The following is a 20,179-nucleotide window of genomic DNA, read 5'->3' as shown; positions in this document are numbered from 1 at the left end:
CTTTTTCTCACCCGGCGCAGCAGGAAAGCTGCTTCACATCCTTGTTGAAGGTCTGCGCCGCGAGCTTCAACCCCTCGACCATCGTCAGGTAGGGGAACAACTGGTCGGCCAGTTCCTGCACCGTCATGCGGTTGCGAATGGCCAGAGCCGCCGTCTGGATCAGTTCACCCGCTTCCGGCGCGACCGCCTGTACGCCGATCAGCCGATGGCTGCCTTCCTCGATAACCAACTTGATGAAGCCGCGTGTGTCGAAGTTGGCGAGCGCACGCGGCACGTTGTCCAAGGTCAAGGTGCGGCTGTCGGTCTCGATCCCGTCGTGGTGGGCTTCCGCCTCGCTGTAGCCCACGGTCGCCACTTGCGGATCGGTGAACACCACGGCCGGCATTGCGGTCAGGTCGAGCGCCGCATCGCCGCCGGTCATGTTGATCGCGGCACGGGTGCCGGCCGCTGCCGCCACATAGACGAACTGCGGCTGGTCGGTGCAGTCGCCGGCCGCGTAGATGTTCGGGTTGCTCGTGCGCATGCCTTGGTCGATGACGATGGCACCTTGCGCATTGACAGTGACCCCCGCTGCGTCCAGCGCGAGGCTGCGCGTGTTCGGTGTCCGACCGGTGGCAACCAGCAGTTTGTCGGCGCGCAATTCACCGTGCGTGGTGGTCAGCACGAATTCACCGTCCATATGGGCGACCTGGCTGGCTTGCGTGTGCTCCAGCACCTCGATGCCCTCGGCACGGAAAGCGGCTGTCACCGCCTCGCCGATGGCCGGGTCTTCACGGAAGAACAAGGTATTGCGCGCCAGGACCGTGACCTTGCTGCCCAGCCGGGCAAAGGCTTGCGCCAGCTCCAGCGCCACCACCGACGAGCCGATTACGGCAAGGCGTTCGGGAATGGTGTCGCTCGCCAGGGCCTCGGTGGAAGTCCAGTAGGGTGACTCTTTCAAGCCCGGAATCGGCGGGACCGCCGGGCTGGCACCCGTGGCGACCAGGCAGCGGTCGAACATCACGACGCGCTCGCCACCCTCGTTCAAACGGACGGTAAGGCTCTGGTCGTCCTTGAAGCGCGCCTCACCGTGCACAACGGTGATGGCCGGATTACCGCCCAGGATGCCTTCGTACTTGGCGTGCCGCAGTTCGTCGACGCGGGCTTGCTGCTGGGCCAGCAGCTTACTGCGGTCAATCGTAGGCACAGTTGCCGCAATACCGCCATCGAACGGGCTTTCCCGGCGCAGATGGGCGATGTGGGCGGCGCGGATCATGATCTTGGACGGCACACAGCCGACATTGACGCAGGTGCCGCCGATGGTGCCGCGCTCGATCAGCGTGACCTGCGCGCCTTGCTCGACGGCCTTCAGCGCCGCCGCCATCGCGGCTCCACCGCTGCCAATGACCGCTACCTGCACCGGGGGCTCGTTGCCACTGTGCTTTTCGGCGGCGGCCATCCATCCCCGCACCTTGTCGAGCAGTCCGACGCGGTTGTCCGCCAGTGGCGCATCGGCTAGCGTTGCCTTGTAGCCCAGTCCGGCCACGGCGGCAGTCAGCGCGTCCGGCGATGTGCCCGGCACGATGGCGAGTTGCGCTGTGCCCTTCGGATAGGACACCAGCGCCGACTGCACGCCTGGCACTTTTTCCAGCGCTTCCTTGACGTGCGCCGCGCACGAGTCGCAAGTCATGCCGGTGATTTTTAGATGGGTCATGCAACAGATCCTTTATCGTTTGTGGCGCCAGACAATGACGTCCGTTGTGCTGCGGTGCCGTTTTCAGTGACTCACTGCTTGACGCTGGACGGATAGCCCGCGTCTGCGGTTGCCTTGGTCAGCTTCTGCACGCTGGTCTTGGCATCGTCGAAGGTGACGACCGCTTGGCGTGTCTCGAAAGTCACGTCAACTTTGCTGACGCCTTCGACCTTGGAAATCGCCTTCTTGACAGTGATCGGGCAGGCGGAGCAGGTCATGCCCGGTACGGACAGCGTGACGGTCTGGGTGGCGGCCCAGACGGGGGCAACAACGGCGGCGAGGGCGAGGGAGGCAAACAGTTTCTTCATGGTGAACTCCGATCAGTAGAAAAATGGCATGACGTAGGGAAATCCGAGCGCGACCAGAACCAGCGCGGCCACGATCCAGAAAATGAGCTTGTAAGTAGCTCGCACTTGGGGAATCGCGCAGACCTCACCCGGTTTGCAGGCCGCTGCCTGCCGGTAGATGCGCCGCCAGGCGAAGAACAACGCCACCAGCGCCACGCCGATAAAGATGGGGCGATAGGGTTCCAACACCGCCAAGTTGCCGATCCAAGCGCCGCTGAACCCCAAGGCGATCAGAACCAACGGCCCGAGGCAGCAAGCCGAGGCGAGGATGGCGGCAAGCCCTCCAGTGAAGAGCGCGCGGCGCCCGGTTTTTGGTTCAGACATGCGCTTGTCCTTTCGAATTGAAATTGGATAGCGTAACCTTACTTCCGTACTCATGTACGGAGTCAAGCGATATGGAAAACAATTTGGAGAACCTGACCATTGGCGTTTTCGCCAAGGCGGCCGGGGTCAATGTGGAGACCATCCGTTTCTATCAGCGCAAGGGCTTGTTGCTGGAGCCTGACAAGCCCTATGGCAGCATCCGCCGCTATGGCGAGGCGGATGTAACGCGGGTGCGCTTCGTGAAATCAGCCCAGCGGCTGGGCTTCAGCCTGGATGAGATCGCCGAGCTGCTGCGGCTGGAGGATGGCACCCATTGCGAGGAAGCCAGCAGTCTGGCCGAGCACAAGCTCAAGGACGTGCGCGAGAAAATGGCTGACCTGGCGCGCATGGAGGCCGTGCTGTCTGAGTTGGTGTGCGCCTGCCATGCGCGAAGGGGGAACGTTTCCTGCCCGCTGATCGCGTCACTACAGGGTGGAGCAAGCTTGGCAGGTTCGGCTATGCCTTAGCGTGCTTTATTTTCCGTTTTCTGAGACGACCCCTGGCAGACCGTTCAGGGATGGGCGGAAGACCCGCTCCATGCTCACGTAGGCATTGTTGATGTCGAGCAGCGCCAGCATGGCATCACACTGGCATCGTCTTGATCGACGCCGTGACAACGCCCCAGACTTCAACCACCTGGCCATCCTTGGGCACGATGTCCGGATAGCTGGGGTTGGCCGCCTTGAGCTTCATGCGGCCCGCACGCAGCTGCAGCTGCTTGCAGACGAACTCGCCGTCGATGACGGCAACAACCACGTGGCCGTTCTTGGCGGTGACGGCCTTGTCGACCACGAGCACGTCGCCGTCAAAGATGCCAGCGTCGCGCATGGAGTCTCCCCGAGCTCGGACGAGGCATGTGGCCTGCGGGTGCTGTACCAACTGCGCCGTCAGATCGATCCGCTTGGCGCCGATGCGGCTGCGGTCAACGAAGTCTTCGCTCCAGATACTGAAGTAGGGAGCACTGTTCTTGGCTAAGGATGTGAAGTCGAAGATCTTTAGCTTTCGCGTTGTGGTGAAACCGCCCACCACAACCCTGCTGCCACGAGAGGGGCGGACTTCAGCGATCGCCGTCTTGTTGTCAAAAGCGGCATAGAAGGCGGGGGCCCTCTCCACATTCATGCGATCTGATGGAGTTATCTCCGGCGGTGGGGCGTGGAGTTCCCTGGCCGGACTTGACTTGATTCGGTCAATGTCGGCCTGTGTGTTGGCACGGCGCGCCCGGAACAGCGTCCGGCCCGCATCAAGATCGACCTGCACGTTCGCATAAAAGAACCCGTTCGGCGACAGGCTCGGCAAAATGCTGAAGAGGCCGTCAAGGAAGATTTTTGCGTCCGCATTGAAGAACCGACTCCTGCCGCGAAGGCTTGTTCGGAAGCCTTCCCAGACCTTGTCCTGTTCTTCCTGCCCCACCCGTCTGTAGTTCCAGCGATAGCTCTGAGTTGGGCGCAAGTCTGACCTGGACTGCGCTGTGCCAACAATCTGGATCAAGTCATCACAGAGGGTTGGATTCGCGTCCTTCAAGTTGTCACGGATCACATCTCCGACCATCTTGAGTGGTAGTCCGCTTGAACTCGTCTCGTCTTGATCGATCAACGCCTCGAGCCTTGCAGCGGCAACCGAGGCCATCGCTCCGAGAGGGGCTGCGATCTCCACGGGTTCGCGGCAGTAGTGGCAACTGGTTGACAACGAACGACTGCAGGCGTTGAAGAGGTGCCGGCTGCCTGTGCAGCGTTCGCAGGCATGCCAGTACGCCCATTCTGGCGCTGGCTGCTGCACTGCATTCCCAGAGTCGTCGACCATTCGGATGAACCTTCCGTTCTCAACAGACTTGAAGTCGTAGCCAGCATGTCGGCACCATGCCAACTTCATGGCTGCCGGGCAGTGGTCTGACGTCGCCAACAACGGATCCGGCAAGCTGAGCGGATTTAACTTCATCCGCCCCATGCGCCTATGTCTTGGACACCAGTACGGGGTCGAGACCGGCCGGGCCGACGAGCCCCACGGGCCGCGTTACGGCGTGAGGGAGGTGACGTCAAACCTCTAGCCAGAGATGCCAGAGGTCTATCTTGCCGGGCGGCACTGCCTGCGCGGGCACATACTGAAATTTGCGGTCGTGGCTGGACGTGCCGAGTGCGTCTGGCTTGATGAGGCCGCTGCTGCTCAACTGCATACTCTGGGCGACACATTGCATGTCGGGTATTCCCATCAAACCACTCAGCACGGATGGCTCCAACCGTGAAGTCGCGCACCGCACGTAAGCCAACATGATGGCTTCCTGGCATGCCCAGGCGTAGTCACCATCAACGAACCGCTTGATGCCGTGGTCACGGTAGAGAGCTGGCGTCTTCTTGGCCTTTAGATCGATGAGCTTGCATTCGACGATGAGCCTGAAGCGCGTGTCCAGCCTCGTGAGCGCAAACTGGATATCTGGACGCAGTTCTAGCTTTTCCCCGTTGAAGTTGATCTGCTCGCTGCCGCGAGACACGCTCGAGACGTAGACACCTAGCCCACCATCGTCGTCGCTTCCCAGTGCCTCGTTCATCAGGTTGATTAGCAAAGTGGAGATTTCGACCTCGGTTCCCATGACCAACACATGCATGTAACCCAACTGCAGTTGCTCCCATGCACTGGCAATGGCCTCGAGGATGATGTCTATCGCTTGCTGACCAATCGGCGGCAGAGGCAGCGCCACGCCTCGGGTGAGCGAAGTGACCTGGTCAAGCTCGGATATCCGCCACCTCGTCATCCAGCCACCTTGAACAGATCTTCACTGTGCTGCCAGACCACACGCCGCGCGAACATTCGAGCTTGGGTCGGCGCCCAGTAGCGCGCCTGATCCAGGCGCGCGACCAACAGGCCGCCGTCTTCCAGGCGGGTTACGACTTCAGTGGTGCCGAGCGCGTCGGCCATGTGCAGCAGCGGTTGAACGTCGACCTCGTTCCCTTGTGGCGTGGCATCGCCGCGGCTCGCCTGCAGCTTAAACATCAACCACGGCATCGTGTACGAAAGCTTGACCTCCTCCGCCTTGACGGTCATGCCATGACGGCCGGCAATCGGACGCAAAGAACCCTCCAGCGTCCGGAGGAAGTGGTCAACAGCAACTGCCTTCGGCCTGAGTTGCGCCGCATGGCGGCTCGCGGAGAACGGTGCGCTGAATTCCAAGGTGTCGGAGATGACCTCCACGTCCCTGGACTTCAAGCCGTAGAGCCCGGCAACCCAGGCGTCAATCTGCGCCCAAACATCCTCAGGGTCCGGCCCGCCCGCGGCCGTGAGCATTGCAAAGAGCCTTTCGGCCTCCTTGAGATCCGCAGCCGAAAGCTTGTCGAACGCTGGTACACACATGGCGTCGATCACGCTCTTTTCGACGACCTCTCGCTCAAACCCAAACTTGCCACTCGTCATGAGCGAGTACCACAGCGCAGGCTGGCTGCCGATCACCAGAGCCATGAAGCGGACGAGTTCCTTGCCGCGCGGGTGCTTTGCTGCGCTGTAGCCGTAAAAGCTCTCGGTGTAGACGAGGTCGCTGTCGCAGACAGCGACGTTCAGCCTTCCAGAGTGGGCTGGCGGAGACTGGTGCACGAGGAGCATTGGCCCCTCGTAGATATTCGGCGACCGAGCCCGGTGCACACGCTCGTCTCTAAAGTCTCCAAGCGTGTCAACGTCCAAGAGCGCGGGAAGCATCGGCATGGCGACCAGGTGCGGCTTGCCTTTCAGATGCATGGAGGATTGGCCCACGTTCCCATCGTCGTCGACCTTGCTACTTTCCCGTTCACGCTGATAGCCGTTGCCCGACCACTGCGCCTTTCCGCGCACCTCCCCGAACTGTCGCCAATACTCATCCACCGAGAGACCGTCGCTCTTCATGCGATTCAGCAACTCGAGGTCTAGCTGTCCGCCGCGATAGAGAACCTTCAGGACGTCCGGCTGCTCGATCACCAGACCAGGCGTGAGCTGCGGCGCATTGAAGGCGTCGATTCGGAACATCCCTGCCGCGTTCAATCGATCTTCGCGACGAGGGCTCACATATCGAAAGCTGGCTCCTGGTGCGGGCATTGCATTGCGTGCAAAGAGCAGGCAGAACGGCGCAGCAACGCCCGGCCAGACTCGCGAATTGCGCAAGTCGGCACCATTGACGATCCCGGTGATGTCCAGTGCACTGAGGATCGCGTTGCGCGCCTCTGGCATGCCATCACCCTGCTGGAACAACATCCGGGCGTGCAGCGCGAACGCGATCTGACCGCCGTCGCGACACCACCGCATTGCACGCCAGACAAACGGCAAGTCCAACACTTGATTGGGCAGTAGCGGTCTGAAGGGCACGTGCCGAAGCCGCGGCTCAGCAATCTCCCGCACCCCGGCCTCGATATCAGCCCACTCCTTGAGCATGGTGCTGCTGGACCATGGAGGATTGCCGATGACGAGGTCGTAGCGGCCATCATGCTCAGCACCAACATGCCGTCCGAGGCTGCCCGCGCTGCCTTCCTCTCCAACCTTGAAGAGCACTCGATCTCGAAGGTTCTCCTCAAACTTCAGCTTCTGTACTGGCCGTGGGTTGGGATCCAGCTCGATCGAGATGAGATAGAGGCCGAGGGCAGCGAACCGTAGCGCCTCCTCATTGACGTCGAATCCCGCGATCTGCCCGTACAGGATGTCGCGCAACGTATGCGTGTCTGGACGAGTTCCGGTCGCTTTCCAGCGCTCTTCAACAAGGTGCCGGAACGCGCAGATGAGGAAGACGCCAGCCCCTGCGGCTGGATCCAGCACCTTGGCCTCGTGGGCGCGGCGTTGATCGCGCAGTGCATGCAGCGCGCCGCGCAGCATCATTTGAGCAATCGGCGCCGGCGTGTAGAAGCCGCCTTCCTTCTCCTGTCTGTCGACGTTGTGGCTGCGCAGGAAGTGTTCATAGGCCTGGCTCAGCACACCGACGGGGATGTAGGCGAAGTCCAGATGGGCCCAGTCCTCGCGCCAATCTAGGGAAAGTTGGCCGCCAGGCGCTCGCCGCATGATGCTGCCGAGAGTCCCGAACACGGCCTGCGGCAAAGCCGACATCGCTCCCACGGAAAGCGGCAGCAGATCGCCGTTGAATGTGTTGTCGAGCCAGACGTTCATGCTCGACGCCGACTCTGCCCGGTCGAAGACCTGATCCACGTGCGCGCCTGCGATGCGGATGGCATCCGCATCAGACAGCAGCCCTCGGTCCGCGAGAAAGCGCGTGAACAGCGCTCGTCCAACCAGGGAAATCGCCTGCTCGCTCGGGACCGCCAAGACCTTGATGAGATGCGAGATCGCGTGGTCGAGGAGGGAGAGCACCACCTGCTCGATCCAGCGGCGCCGCGTGAGGTTGCCCGGACGCTCGTTGGATAGGTACGGGACCACCTCAGATGGCTGCATTTTCTGCGGCAGCTTGATCTCCGCAGCTTTCGCACTGGCGCCGTCCAACCCGACGCCGTAAACGGTCAAGCTGCCACCTTGGATCAGCGCGATGTATGGCGCGCCCCCGCGCATGGCCAGCATGCGCCGGACACGTCGAAGGTGATCAGCGCTCTCGATCAACTGCCCATCAAGCAGGAACGCCAGTGGCTGCTGCTGCCATTCGTAGACACCACATAGCGCCTGCAAATCGCCACCATCGTCGCGCCTTACTGACGTGAGCGTGGCGTAGGCGAGGAGGTCCGCCGAGTCCGATTCGAAAAAGCGTATGCCCTCGAGCGCTGCGCCGTGCTCGCGCAGCGTTCTTTCGATCAGGTCAGTGGTCGTGCCAAGCATGGGAATCTGATTCAGCCCAAGACGCAAAGGCGCGAGATGCCCCTAACTGGCCGAGGAGCGTAACCCAAGGGAGAAACGCGTTGGCCAGGGGTCTTTACGGGAACCAAGTTAGTCCTCAAAATATGCATAGGATGAATTTTACGCGTCTATGATGACACACGCAAGCGACACCCTAAGCCCTGGCGCGCTGGTACTTGCAGCCAGACGGCTTGTGCGGCAGACACAAGTGGAGTTTGCCCTCGCGACGAAAAGTCGTCAGTCTTTGATTTCGAAATACGAGCGTGGCTTAGTTGATCCACCGAGCACGCTGGTTATGCAATGCATGAATATTTTGAATCCTAAGAATGCGGCGGCGGTCAGCGAGGACTCGTTGGTGAAACTAATTCGGGAACGACTGGCCGGGCTCGAGCACGCGGCAGCGCGCGCGGCCATCGCCTCGCTGATTGAGGGAATCCGCTAGCCAGCCGGATGATTCACAGCATGCGAGCTAGGTGGCTCAAGACGTGAGCCACTTGTCTTCGGGCGCAAAACGAAACCCCAGGAAACCCTGGCACTCTCCTATCGTTGGGCCAGCCTAGTAGGCCCCGCAACCGAGCTTCGGGACCACCGAGTTCGATCGGCCGAGACAGCGTGGCGTCCTAGCGGGTTCTCCGCCACTTTCAGACTGTCTGATCCTGAGGTGCACCGCCCGCTTTCTCCACCTGTTGCTGCTTCTTCTTTTTGCCCTGGTCGTAGTGCCACTTGATGGCGAAGAACATGAGCTTTGCGTCGTGATCGCTGAACGAGGCCGCCCAAGACTGCTCACGCGGCCAAGTACAGGGCTGTGACGTCGATGGCACTACGGCCGCCAAGCAGGGCATCGCGGCGGGTCTTCTGCTCTACCAGGTCCTGTGGGCTCGCCGGCGGCCCGTCCAATGTGTAGATGCTGCCGGTCCTGGTCAGGACCTGACCGCCTTCGAATCTTTCCAATGGACTCGTGACCCTCAGTCGAGTTGGTGTCACCCACCCCACCGCCAGCCGCACCAAGGCGTCGTCGTCGTCCAGCACTTCCAGCACAGACCAGCAGCGCAGCACCGCAACCGACGGCGACTCGGGAAATCCTATGGGAGCCAACATGTTCATCAACTTGTCCTCCAGTGAAGTCGCAACCTCACATCAAGTTGCGACTTCAACGCCTCGTGCCGGCTGCACTTTCTGCGCCGACGGGGCCGCGAAGCCGACGCTCACTACAAATCTCCCTCGTCTTGGTAGCCGTCCCACCAAGAGCTGGTATCGACGCAGAGAGATCCCTCGACGATTTCAAGCTCCTCAGGGCTGTCAACCTTGCTGACGAACCTGCAGGTGAGCGGGTAAGCGCTTGTTGCATCGGAGGTGTCGATGGTTGCTTTGGATCTGGCAGTTTCGCGCGATCGCGCTGCCGAGGCCCTGCAATGGCCAACGGCTTTTTGGAGCCCGCCATCAGACCGGTTCGGCGCGGCTCCGTCACCATGAGGTCTAGGGCCTGCTGGCGCGTGAGAGCAGTAGCAAACACCCGCTCCACCTTTGTTGCCAGCTCAGGGGAGATCATGAGGTGCTTACCCGCGGCAACGCGCACTCGCTTCATGGGAATTTGCCACCCTGGAGCCGCCTAGCCAGGAAGGCCTCCGCGCATGCGCTCAAGAAGGCTGTTCAATCGCTGCGGCCCATCCTCGGTGAGCATCACCTGTGACGGTGTTGCGCCATTGAGCCAAGGCGATGGCTCAGCGAACCAGGCATCCAACCAATCAGAGAGCGCGACGTCGTCGCGGGGGCCACCGCTGTCCTCGATCATCTGCCCGAGACTACTCAGAAGCATCGCTCGGACTTGTGCGAATACCTTCAAGATGAGCGTCCTGAAAATGCATGTGGAGAGTCGGCAAAGTGGCGGGCCCGAGGAGGCACGACGTGCTATGCGACGCGGGCGGCGACAGGGTCGGGCGCCATGCGGCCGCCCATATTACCTTTACAGATCAACTACTTAAATCACATCCGCAGATACGGCACGAGTATTTGTTTGACGCTCGAGTTCGGTAGCTTGGCCGGTCGGCCGCAGTCGCTGGTCACCTTTGAGCGGTCATTTCAGGTTCAACATCTTCCTGGCCGCGGTCAGCGTCTGCCTGCTCTTTCAATAGTCCCGCCAGGGATCTTCCTTCTCGAACGACAGGTATTCGCGTGCCGTGGTGATGGTCCACTGCGCACCGCTCTTCAGCGCGCCGAGTTGGTCCCAGCTGATCGGCACCGAGACACCAAGACCCGGCCTGGCGCGAGCCGAGAACGCGGCAGCTGTCGTCTGGCCGTGGCCGTTGCGCAGGTAGTCGATGAAGATCTTGCCCACGCGGTTGAGCAAGCCTTCCCCCCGCGATGAGAGAAGTGAGGGCGAAGCTTGGTGCCACGGTGGAGGTCCAGCGCATCGTCGCAACCTGGGCAACGATGTTACTGACCACGTACAGCAACTGACGCGTGCACCAAGCGATCGCCCGCATCGAGTCCGAAGGGGAGGAGGCTTGGATTGAGTCGGAACACAGCGCCGAACAGAATACCTACGCGCGGTCCAGGGTCACGCCTGGCAAGCGCGCAGTTGCTGCCGACGACACTGCGCCCGCAGCCCAATTGCCGGCCGATGTTTGCCGCGAACGGCCCTAGGGTGCAAATATCTTGTTGTCAGACCAGCGTTTAATTCCCGGCCAGAGCTGCAACTCGCCAATATTCCCGGACAAACATCTGCTAAGAAGAGGGCCAATGGCTCACTTCCGAGACACCAAATCAGCCGCGCCGATCTGCGATCAAGGCAAAGATCGGCCAAGAATTGGTCAAGGCTGCGAGCGACTCCCGGACAGACATGGGAGCGGGTCACAACTACCGCGCGGATATGACGCTACTCAGCGTCGATGGCCAACTCGGCGATCGAGTTCACCTGGCGCGCGGCCGACGCGATTTGGGCGCTGCCGGCACGGGAGTGACGGGCGTATTCGCGGCGTTCTCGCGGTACTCTCGATGCGCTGAAAACGCGGCCGCAGTGACCGCGATGTCTGCGCCCGAGATCCCGGCCTTGCACGCAAGATCTGCCCACCCGTCGACCGCGCTGGCCACGTCCTCAACAATGGCAGCACCGCGGTCCGTCGTGAGGCCATAGAACTCGGCCGTCGTCAGCACCGTGGCCAGACTCGGTCGGTTGTCCGAGTCGTCAATGCTCAGCACATGCTCGGCCTTGTCGATGTTTGGATTGACGTCGAAAGCGGGGGAAAGCCGCCAGCCTTCCTTGCCGAGCAGGAAGCCATGGTTTCGGAGGTGATCGTCACGATTGCCAACCGCGACGTTGAAGGCGACCCGGCGGAAGAGTTGCTCCAGGTCGCTGGCCACGTGCGCCGGATCTCCGGCCGCCCTCAGGAACTGGGCCAATTCCAGGTAGCTGACGCCCTCGCTCTGGTCTCGGCGCAGCAGCGTCATGGCGGAGGCGTAGAAGCGCCGCTTGCCTTCGGCGCGATCGAATCTTTGGACGCAGAAGGTGTGGAACTCGTTGTTCAGTTGGACCACCTTGGCGGGCGGAACATCGATTCCAGCCTTGTCGGCCATCGTGTGGATCACCGCTTCCCAGGCACCGATGTCGCGGTCATCGTCGCGAGATGGGAACTTGCCGATCCACAGCGCGCCATCCTGCTCCGAGAAGTTTGCCTTGGGCCGGGCACCGCCCAACGACGCGCCCGGCGCTACGAGCACCGCGAGCCAGCGGCGCAGTGCGTCCAAGTCGTCGATACGCTTGCTCGTCAGAAGCGTTGCAACGGACTCCAGCTCACGCAGGCTCGTCACCGGTGGCGCCGCCATCTTCTCGTCACCAAGGAATTCGTCGGTGCCTTCGATTCGGAACCGCAGAGCACCCTGCCGAGTGAAGTCCTGGACACCGATGAGGAAGTCCCATGCGTACAGCGTTCGAGGTTTCTCATTGGCATCTTTTGCCTGAAGTGCCTCGCGCCTCTTCATCAGCGTCTGGCCCCAACGGTCCGGCGACGAGTCCAGGAAGATGCCAAAGCTCCCGGCCTCTGGCTTCGGGAAGAAGGGTTGTTCATCCAGGGAGAGGTCCGGATCAAGCATGAACGCCTTCGCGTCCTTGATCCACGCCTTGTCGTAACTGAAGCGAACCTGACCCCGGTCATGGGAAAGCGTGCCGACGCGACGCATCTCGTCCAGGTCGCTGTCGAGCCAAACCTCTAGATCCGAACCGCTCATTTCGCGCTCTCACGCTTGATGGCGGCGGCAGTACGTCCAGACTTCGGCGGGGAATCCATCTGGAGATCCTGCAGCTTCCTCCCGACCTGATCGTCGGCTGCCACCCTGTCGATGTCCTTGTCCAACCCGAGTACCGCAAGCACTCGCAGATACGTGCCTAGCGTTGCGCCGGGATCTCCAGCTTCGACGTTGTACAGCGAGGAACGGGAAATGCCGGCTCGCTGCGCCACCGTGGTGGTGGTCAGCTTGCGGCGCAACCGGGCAAGACGCACGCGCTCGCCCAGCGCAGCGAGCATGCGCTGCTCCTGGGGAAATATGACGGGAGGTTTGCTGGGCATTGGTTCGGCCGGAATGGACGAAACGTTCACCATTATGGACAGAAAGAAAGGTTTTTGTCCAAAATGGTGATGCAACCAGGCTGTATCAAAGAGGAGCGCTTTCGAGGTCAGGGCTCCGGTCTGCCTCAAAGTTTCACAGTTTCTGTCAGAGCCATGCCTCGGTGCCGGCGCACTGAAGCATCCCGAGGCAGCCCGTGGTCCGCGAGAGCCCTCTTCCCAGAGAGCCAGGTCTGATGGTGGAACCCGCCTTCACGCGCCATCTGGCTTCTGCCAAAGCGCGATGACCAGCAGGCTATGGATGACCCACAGCACGGCACCCTCACTGACCTCCTCCGCATCCATCAACCCGTGCGCGAACTCGTTGCGCAGATTCATGCCACGCGGGTCGGCAAAAACAACCTTCAGGTAAAGGGCAAGTCGAGGACCGAGCGGTCCAAGTGAAGCGACTAGGTCTGGGTTGAACAGGATGTCTCCCATGTTGATCGAGACGCTGACGCCCGGCACGGTGCCGGCGGGCTTCGTTGTCGGACGCCCGACAAGATCGACCATCGAACGCAAGGCAGCCTCCACCTGTGGGATCAAGACGTGGAGCGCTTTGAAGAAGTCTCGGTTGAACCAAGCAACGATGCCCGCCAGCAGAAGCCCTAGCTTGCCCGGCGCCACCACGCCCTTGCGGTTTGCCCACGCTGCGAAGTCTCCGGGAGTCAGGTGGTGCCGCGCGATTGCCGCTCGCATGGCCTCATGAAGAAAGGGCAGATGGAAATGCAACATGCGCAGCGTGTGCGTCAGTACCCTTGCTGCTAAGGCGGCGTATGCAGCCCAGCATCCAGTCGCCCGGGACAGCTCCGGCGAAGGCGCGAACAAACAATATGCGGATTGGGTTACAGGAGCCGGCCATTGGCGGCCACGCGGCTGCCTTCGACCGCAGCCACACGGCTAGGTTGGCACATGGAACACGAGCACCGTGAGGATCAGTTCTCGGTTCGTATCGCCGATGCTGTAGAAAACGTACCGGAACCCACCGATCTGCACGGCCCAGCCACATTCGGGGGCGTATTCGTCGGACGCCGACCACGCCCCTATCCATCAGCGGAACGAGTAGCTCACGACGCCGTAGATGAAGCGGCCTCGCGGGTCGCTCACTTGCGGGTCGTAGCCGGTCTGGAAGGAGGCCGGCGAGTTGGCGTAGGGCGGCTGGTGGTTGAGGATGTCCCTCACGCCCAAGGTCAGTTTCAGGTCCTTGAATCCGCTGTACTGGACCATGCCGTCATAGGTCTCGAGATTCGAAACCTGGTTGGGCTTGCCATTGGGGTACTGCGCGTTCTGGACGCTGCCGGGCGCATCCGTGTAGCCGGTCTGCCAGTTCTGCGCCAGCGTGTAGCTCCAGGAGCCGGACGTCAGGTTGAGCATCAGATAGGTCTTGAGACGCGGCGTGGTGCCGCCGTTCGTGGTGTTGGCCTGATCGACACCCGGCGTCCAGGTGCCGTCCGGGTTCTCGGTATCGAACTTCTTGAAGTAGGTGCCGGTGTAGGACAGCGTGAACTTGCCGATGCTGCTGGGCACACCCAGCTTGAAGTCGAAGTCGATGCCGGACAGCTTGGTGCCGCCTAGGTTCACGTTGGTCTGGTCGATGTTGGCGATCGAACCGGGCAGCCCGCCGGACGGCGGGTTGCGCGTGATCAGGTAGCCGTACTGCGTCGCCAGCGCGGGAGAGGACAGGATGAAGTTGGCCGGGATGCCGTTGTTGATCGTGTTGGTCAGGTCGATCTTGAAGGCATCGACCGCAATCGACACATTGCTGGTGGGCTCCGCCACGAAGCCCAGGGTTGCGCTGGTCGATTTCTCGGGCTTCAGGGTTGGTGTGCCGCCGTTGGTGATGTTGAACTGGGTCTGGCAATCGATCGGCGTGTTGTTGGTGGTCGGGCAGCGCAGCGGGTCGTTCAGGCCCGGCGTCGTCACGCCCGTCGTGACCGGCGTGTAGAGATCGGCCAGGCTCGGCGCACGGAAGCCCCTGCCGATGGCGCCGCGGATCAGCAGTTGCCTCATCGGCTGGTAGCGCAGGCTGGCCTTGGGCGTGGTTGAACTGCCCACGCCCGCGTAATGGTCGTAGCGGACCGCCAGGTCGGCTTCCAGGGTCTTCAGGATCGGGATGCTCAACTCGCCGAACGCGGCTTCGACATTGCGCGACCTGTTGACGCTGGCGATGCTGCCGCCGTAGCCGGCCAGGTCGCCCGCAGCCAGCGGCACGCTGCTCTGGAAGTCGTACTTCTCCTTGCGCGCCTCGACGCCGACCGCAAGGGCCAGCGCACCGGCGGGCAGCTGCATCAGCTCGCGCGAGCCCCGGGCCTGCACGCTGTCCAGGCTGGACTTCACGCGATAGGCCTCGCCGACATAGTTGGTGGCCGCCACCTGGGCGTTGACCGCATCGGTGTTGGGTCCCCAGAAGTTGAAGTTGCCGCTGTTCAGGATGGGCAGGATCTTGGACAGGATGGGAAAGCCGGTCTGGTCGGTCTCGACCACCTTGCTCTCGCTGTGCAGGAAATTCGCGTCGAAATCCCAGCCGGCAGCGGTTCCCTTGACGCCGAAGGTCAGGCGCGGCGCGGTGGCGGTGTCGGTGAGGTTGCGCAGGCCATTGGCCACATCACGGTAGAGGATGGTCAGGTCGGGCGTGGTGCCGCCGGTCAGCGCCTTCACATAAGCCGTCGGGTAGTAGGGGCTGCTCGACGTGATGTTGATCGTGGAGGCATAGGGCGTCTGGTAGCCCTGGTTGTAGGGGTACTGGTTGGCCAGCGGATTGTTCGGCGGGATGCCGTAGGCGAAGCCCAGCGGCGAAGGCTGGATGACGTTGTTCTGCTTGTTGCGGTTGTAGGAGGCCTCGACATAGCCTTCGATCTCGTTCGTGATCGCATAGCGCCCCGAGGCGAACAGGCTGATGCGCTCGGCGCTCGGCACCAGCTGGACGAAGGGCGAGGGATTGAAGTGGCATGTCGTGCCGGCACGGTCGCCGCCCGACAGCGGATCGCTGTACGACCAGGGCCCCGGGCATGCCGGCGCACCGGGATTGGCCTTGGTGTCGGGGCCGATCGCGCCGGGGTTGACGATGGGGATGGGATTGCCGGCCCCCGGCGTCAGGGTGAAGAAGTTGGCCGGGAAGCTCGCACTTGAAGACGTGTCGTTCAGGTGGTCGACATTGGCGGAGTGATCGGCGAACGAGCGCTGGCGCCCGAACAGCGGCTCTTCCTTCTGGTAGTTGGCCACCAGCATCAGGTTGTAGCGGTCGGCGGTCAGGTCGCCCATGCCCCAGGCGCCGCTGATCTTCTTGAAGGCCGCGCCGCCTCGCGTGCTGTCGCCGTACTGCGCCGAGATGTCGCCGCCCTGCAGGTCCCGGCGCAGGATGAAGTTGATGACGCCGGCGACGGCGTCGGAGCCGTAGACGGCCGAGGCACCGTCCTTCAGCACCTCGACGCGCTCGACCGCGTTCAGCGGAATGCTGTTGACGTCGACCGACACCGAGTCGTTGGTGAAGCCGATGCCGTAGGGCGCGATGCGGCGGCCATTGATCAGCACCAGGGTGCGCAGCGAACTCAGGCCGCGCAGGCCCACGGCCGAAATGCCGCCCGTGGTGGCGCCCGACATCGACGAAGCGGTCAGTCCGCCGGAGCTGGACGCCGCCGTCACGGTCTGCAGCAATTGCTCGACGGTCGTGGCGCCGCTCCTCTCGATGTCCCGGCGCGTGAGGACCTGCACCGGCAGCGCGGTTTCACCTTCGATGCGTTTGATGGACGAGCCGGTGACTTCGACGCGCATCAGCTGTTGAGGCTGCTGTTGCTGCTGATCTTGCGACTGCTGGGCCAGCACCGGTGAGGCGCTGAATGCGATGGACCCGCCAAAGGCGAGCATCAGGCCCTTGCAGACCTGGGTCTTGTGGATCATGGGGTCTCCTGGGTTGATATGGCTGATCACCAATGTCACGCCTGGTAACAAGCGCACGCGCGCTCAGATGAATAACCATCCATCCATGCGCAGCTCCCGCTTCGCAGGCAGTTCGACAGCTCACGCTACCGGCGAGTGAAGCGGCCACGTGCGCAATGGCTTCCAGGCATTACCAACGGCAGTCTGGAGAGCTGCGCTTCTACTATCAAGTGCCACTTCTTCTCTGCGCCCAGGTGCCACTTTGTGACGCCGTCGTGGCGGTTGTATAGGCAATTGGAGGCGGTCGTATATGCATCTGGACCTCGACGGCAACGGGCCCATCTACGAACAGCTGTCTCGTGCACTCAAACGATCGATCCTCCAGGGCGCACTGAAGCCGCATGCACGTCTGCCCGCCACGCGGCAGCTCGCCCAGGAACTGGGCATGTCGCGCAACACGGTGCTGACCGCCTACGAGATGCTCGTCGCCGAGAGGCTGGCGCTGCCCATGAAGGGATCGGGCACCTATGTGGCCGCCAACGCCATGTCGACGGCCGCCACGCGCCGTGTCGCGGCATCGGTGCCTGCACAGTCGCGTTATGCCGCCCGCCTGCGCGACCTGCCACCGATCACATCTCACCGCCTCGAGAAAACGGTGCGCTATGACTTGCGTTACGGGGAGCCCATGCTCGACCTGGCGCTTGTCACCGCGTGGCGCCGGGAGCTTTCGCGCGCCGCGTCGCGCTGCGACCTGAACTACCCGCCGTCGAACGGGCTGCGCGAGTTGCGAGAAACCGTCTGTGAATATGTCGCGCGCCGGCGCGGCGTGTTCTGCGCTCCTGCCGACGTGCTGATCGTCAACGGCACGCAGCAGGCCATCAGCCTGCTCGCACGCGTGCTGGTGGACGAGGATTCCAGCGTCGTCGTGGAAGACCCGCACTACCCCTACGCCGTGTGCGCACTGAGGGCGCACGGGGCCCGAATCGTTTCGGCGAGGACCGACTCCGAAGGGCTCAGCTGCGAGGCACTGCCTCGCGAGGGTGTGAGCATGGTGTATGTCACGCCTTCGCACCAATTCCCTTCGGGCGTGGAGATGTCGCCCGCGCGCCGGCTGGCCTTGCTGCGCTATGCCGCCGAGCAGCGCTGCTGGATCCTGGAAGACGACTACGACGGCGAATTCCGTTACGAAGGACATGCCACCTCGGCCCTGCGCGCCCTCGATCTGGAGGACCGCGTGATCTACATGGGGACCTTCTCCAAGACGCTGTTTCCGGCACTGCGCCTGGGCTATCTGATCTGCCCACCCGGTCTTCGTTCGGATCTCATCGGCGCCAAATGTTTCGACGACCTCGCCTCCGGGGCCATCGAGCAGGCGGCCATGGCCGCCTTCATGGGCAATGGCGGCTTCGAGCGGCATCTGCGCAAGGCGGCGCTCGAGCTTCGCAGCCGCCGCGGCTCCCTGCTCTCGGGGCTGCAGCAGCACTGTGCCGAGGACATCGTGGTCACCCATTCGTCTGCAGGCATGCACGTGGTCGGCTGGCTTCCCGGCTGGCCGGGCCACCGCATGTCGTCACTTGTCGAAGCCGCGCAAAGCTGCGGGCTCGGCCTGCATCCGATCGCGCCCTACTATGCGGGGACGCCGCCCTGCGCCGGGCTGCTGCTGGGATTCGCGTCGCTCTCCTCGGCACAGCTACGGGTCGCGACGCGGCTGCTCGGCGAAACTCTGGCGGCCGTGAAGACGGCGGCAGGTCTGGCCGGAACGGCACGACAGCCATCGGGAGTACAAGCACAGCGCGAACCCGAGGTTCACGCCGAATCGCCTCCGACTCTGTAGACCCTCTAGACTTCATTCGAAGGCCCCATAGCCGACAATTCGCAGGCCAGCTGCCAGCCGCTCATGTCCCGCACCACCGCCCCCACCGCCGACCGCCCCCAGACCCTGGGCGAGGAGATCGCCAACGCGCTGAGCCATGGCCTGGGCGCCCTGCTGGCCGTCGCGGCCCTGCCCATCCTCGTCGTCCGCGCGGCGAGCCAGGGCGGTACGGCCGATGTCGTGGCCGCGGCCATCTTCGGCGCCACGGCCATCCTGCTCTACGGCATCTCGGCGCTGTACCACGCGCTGCCGGCCTCGCTGGCCCGAGGCCGTGCCAAGGCCTGGCTGATGCGGCTGGACCACGCGGCCATCTACGTCTTCATCGCCGGCAGCTACACGCCCTTCACGCTGGGCGTGCTGCACACCGGCCCGGGCCTGACGCTGCTGATCGCCGTCTGGGCCGCGGCGGCCTTCGGCGTGGCGATCAAGCTGCTGAACCGGCTGCGCCACCCGCTGGTGTCGACGGCGATCTACCTGGCCATGGGCTGGGTGGTGGTGTTCGCGGCGGGGCCGCTGCTGGAGCGCATGCCGGCCGGCGGCCTGGCGCTGCTGGTGGCCGGCGGCCTGAGCTATACGCTGGGCGCCTTCGTCTTCCTGCTGGACAACCGGCTGCGCTACGCGCATTTCGTCTGGCATCTGTTCGTGCTGGGCGGCAGCGTCTGCCACTTCTTCGCCGCGCTGTTCTACGCCTACGCCTGAGGCGCCAGCCGCCAAAAGCGGCATAAAGCCTTGCACGGCAAGGGTTTGCGCCCGCGCCCCCGGCGCGTGCCCGCGCTCCGCCGGGTAGAATGCAGGCCATAGATTCGCGCAAGACCGTTTTCTCAAGGTCTCACTGCAGCCCCGCTGGCCACCCCCTGGCCCTTTCTCGCGAGCGGCTCGCTACAGCAACAACTCCCGGCGAGTGTTCTTTCGTGCATCTGTCTCCTCGCGGCATGGCGCCGGTGGAGTATTCGCCGCATGCGCCCTGGCTGCCGTGCAGCGTCTTTCACAACCGCGCCGCGGCCGGCCTTCTGCCGGGCTCGCGGCAACCACAAGAAGAAGAACATGCAGACCAACAACAAGAATTTCGAGGTGGGCCGTTTCATGGTCTCACCAATGAGCCAGGCACGCGACGGCGGCGGCTTCGACGCCCTCGTCTCCATCCGCTCCGGCCATGGCATGGCCAGCGTGGATCGCGTGATGCGCTTCACGCCACAGTTCCGCAGCTCCAGGGCGGCGGTGCGCTATGCCAGCGCCGAAGGCCTGGCCTGGGCGCGCGCCCACTGAGCGGCGGCCCAACAACATGCAGGCCGGCAGGGCGCCCGTCGCCACCGCCGGCAACCCGGATCAACACTGAAGAACGGAGCCCCCATGGCCAAGGAAGAACTGATCGAAATGCACGGCGTCGTCGACGAGATCCTGCCGGACTCGCGCTTTCGCGTGACGCTGACGAACGGCCACAAGGTCATCGCCTACACGGGCGGCAAGATGCGCAAGCACCACATCCGCATCCTGGCCGGCGACAACGTGTCGCTGGAGATGTCGCCCTATGACCTGAGCAAGGGCCGCATCACCTTCCGTCACCTGGGCGGCCCGCGCCCGGCACCTGGCGGCCGTTGAGCCCTTG

Annotated in this window: 18 protein-coding genes and 1 pseudogene; 6 read left to right on the top strand and 13 right to left on the bottom strand. The window is 63.0% G+C overall.

The genetic code is table 11. The features are described 5' to 3' along the window. Positions 1–7: 7 nt before the first annotated feature. From merA to merT, 3 genes are all read right to left on the bottom strand, one after another. Positions 8–1,693 carry a mercury(II) reductase gene (gene merA, locus EV671_RS00745; RefSeq protein WP_003156770.1) on the bottom strand — a complete coding sequence of 562 codons (1,686 nt, stop codon included), beginning with the start codon at positions 1,691–1,693 and terminating at the stop codon, positions 8–10. A gap of 71 nt (positions 1,694–1,764) precedes the next feature. Next, positions 1,765–2,040 carry a mercury resistance system periplasmic binding protein MerP gene (gene merP / locus EV671_RS00740; RefSeq protein WP_003131987.1) on the bottom strand — a complete coding sequence of 92 codons (276 nt, stop codon included), beginning with the start codon at positions 2,038–2,040 and terminating at the stop codon, positions 1,765–1,767. 12 nt (positions 2,041–2,052) lie between these two features. Further along, on the bottom strand, positions 2,053–2,403 hold the full coding sequence (merT, locus tag EV671_RS00735) for a mercuric ion transporter MerT (protein WP_132569104.1): 351 nt from the start codon (positions 2,401–2,403) through the stop codon (positions 2,053–2,055). Positions 2,404–2,474: 71 nt separating this feature from the next. Between merT and EV671_RS00730 the strand changes: the two genes are divergently transcribed. Next, positions 2,475–2,909, top strand: coding sequence for a mercury resistance transcriptional regulator MerR (locus EV671_RS00730; protein ID WP_003131969.1), 435 nt, complete (start codon positions 2,475–2,477; stop codon positions 2,907–2,909). Between the two features lie 115 nt (positions 2,910–3,024). Here EV671_RS00730 and umuD read toward each other — a convergent pair whose 3' ends face one another. The 3 genes from umuD to EV671_RS00715 form a co-directional block, all read right to left on the bottom strand. After that, on the bottom strand, positions 3,025–4,242 hold the full coding sequence (gene umuD / locus EV671_RS27660) for a translesion error-prone DNA polymerase V autoproteolytic subunit (protein ID WP_165917429.1): 1,218 nt from the start codon (positions 4,240–4,242) through the stop codon (positions 3,025–3,027). 232 nt (positions 4,243–4,474) lie between these two features. Then, positions 4,475–5,134, bottom strand: coding sequence for a hypothetical protein (locus tag EV671_RS00720; protein WP_165917428.1), 660 nt, complete (start codon positions 5,132–5,134; stop codon positions 4,475–4,477). 50 nt (positions 5,135–5,184) lie between these two features. Further along, positions 5,185–8,208 (bottom strand): HsdM family class I SAM-dependent methyltransferase, encoded by a 3,024-nt coding sequence (locus tag EV671_RS00715; RefSeq protein ID WP_132569101.1) that lies wholly within the window; start codon positions 8,206–8,208, stop codon positions 5,185–5,187. Between the two features lie 226 nt (positions 8,209–8,434). On the opposite strand from EV671_RS00715, the gene EV671_RS00710 reads away from it, so the two are divergent. After that, positions 8,435–8,668: a hypothetical protein gene (locus EV671_RS00710; RefSeq protein WP_132569100.1), complete on the top strand. Its 234-nt coding sequence runs from the start codon at positions 8,435–8,437 to the stop codon at positions 8,666–8,668. A 341-nt stretch (positions 8,669–9,009) separates the two neighbouring features. Here the strand turns inward: EV671_RS00710 and EV671_RS00705 are convergent, their stop codons facing one another. From EV671_RS00705 to EV671_RS00675, 7 genes and pseudogenes are all read right to left on the bottom strand, one after another. After that, positions 9,010–9,330, bottom strand: a complete 321-nt coding sequence (locus EV671_RS00705; RefSeq protein ID WP_132569099.1) for a hypothetical protein — start codon at positions 9,328–9,330, stop codon at positions 9,010–9,012. Positions 9,331–9,835: 505 nt separating this feature from the next. Then, positions 9,836–10,018, bottom strand: a complete 183-nt coding sequence (locus EV671_RS27935) for an MbcA/ParS/Xre antitoxin family protein (RefSeq protein ID WP_415840382.1) — start codon at positions 10,016–10,018, stop codon at positions 9,836–9,838. Positions 10,019–10,351: 333 nt separating this feature from the next. Beyond that, a pseudogene (gene ligD, locus EV671_RS00695) lies at positions 10,352–10,576 on the bottom strand (non-homologous end-joining DNA ligase LigD); the annotation flags it as partial. A gap of 560 nt (positions 10,577–11,136) precedes the next feature. Beyond that, entirely contained in the window at positions 11,137–12,450 is a 1,314-nt protein-coding gene (locus EV671_RS00690; protein ID WP_132569097.1) for a type II toxin-antitoxin system HipA family toxin, read from the bottom strand. Then, on the bottom strand, positions 12,447–12,746 hold the full coding sequence (locus EV671_RS00685) for a helix-turn-helix transcriptional regulator (RefSeq protein WP_243655525.1): 300 nt from the start codon (positions 12,744–12,746) through the stop codon (positions 12,447–12,449). The genes EV671_RS00690 and EV671_RS00685 overlap by 4 nt, the downstream gene beginning before the upstream one ends. A 291-nt stretch (positions 12,747–13,037) precedes the next feature. After that, entirely contained in the window at positions 13,038–13,559 is a 522-nt protein-coding gene (locus EV671_RS00680; RefSeq protein ID WP_132569096.1) for a DUF4209 domain-containing protein, read from the bottom strand. Positions 13,560–13,874: 315 nt separating this feature from the next. Further along, positions 13,875–16,721: a TonB-dependent receptor plug domain-containing protein gene (locus tag EV671_RS00675; protein ID WP_132569095.1), complete on the bottom strand. Its 2,847-nt coding sequence runs from the start codon at positions 16,719–16,721 to the stop codon at positions 13,875–13,877. Between the two features lie 289 nt (positions 16,722–17,010). On the opposite strand from EV671_RS00675, the gene pdxR reads away from it, so the two are divergent. The 4 genes from pdxR (at position 17,011) to infA (ending at position 20,172) form a co-directional block, all read left to right on the top strand. Further along, positions 17,011–18,534, top strand: a complete 1,524-nt coding sequence (pdxR, locus tag EV671_RS00670) for a MocR-like pyridoxine biosynthesis transcription factor PdxR (protein WP_132569094.1) — start codon at positions 17,011–17,013, stop codon at positions 18,532–18,534. A gap of 63 nt (positions 18,535–18,597) precedes the next feature. Then, positions 18,598–19,272 (top strand): PAQR family membrane homeostasis protein TrhA, encoded by a 675-nt coding sequence (gene trhA, locus EV671_RS00665; protein ID WP_132569093.1) that lies wholly within the window; start codon positions 18,598–18,600, stop codon positions 19,270–19,272. A 345-nt stretch (positions 19,273–19,617) separates the two neighbouring features. Continuing rightward, positions 19,618–19,839, top strand: coding sequence for a hypothetical protein (locus tag EV671_RS00660; protein ID WP_132569092.1), 222 nt, complete (start codon positions 19,618–19,620; stop codon positions 19,837–19,839). Positions 19,840–19,923: 84 nt separating this feature from the next. Continuing rightward, positions 19,924–20,172 (top strand): translation initiation factor IF-1, encoded by a 249-nt coding sequence (gene infA / locus EV671_RS00655; protein ID WP_132569091.1) that lies wholly within the window; start codon positions 19,924–19,926, stop codon positions 20,170–20,172. Positions 20,173–20,179 lie beyond the last annotated feature (7 nt).

It is taken from the genome of Roseateles saccharophilus (assembly GCF_004342485.1).
In the GTDB taxonomy this organism is placed as follows: Bacteria; Pseudomonadota; Gammaproteobacteria; order Burkholderiales; family Burkholderiaceae_C; genus Pelomonas; species Pelomonas saccharophila.
Note: the sequence above shows the minus strand (reverse complement) of the source record. Positions and strands in the feature narration are given on the sequence as shown.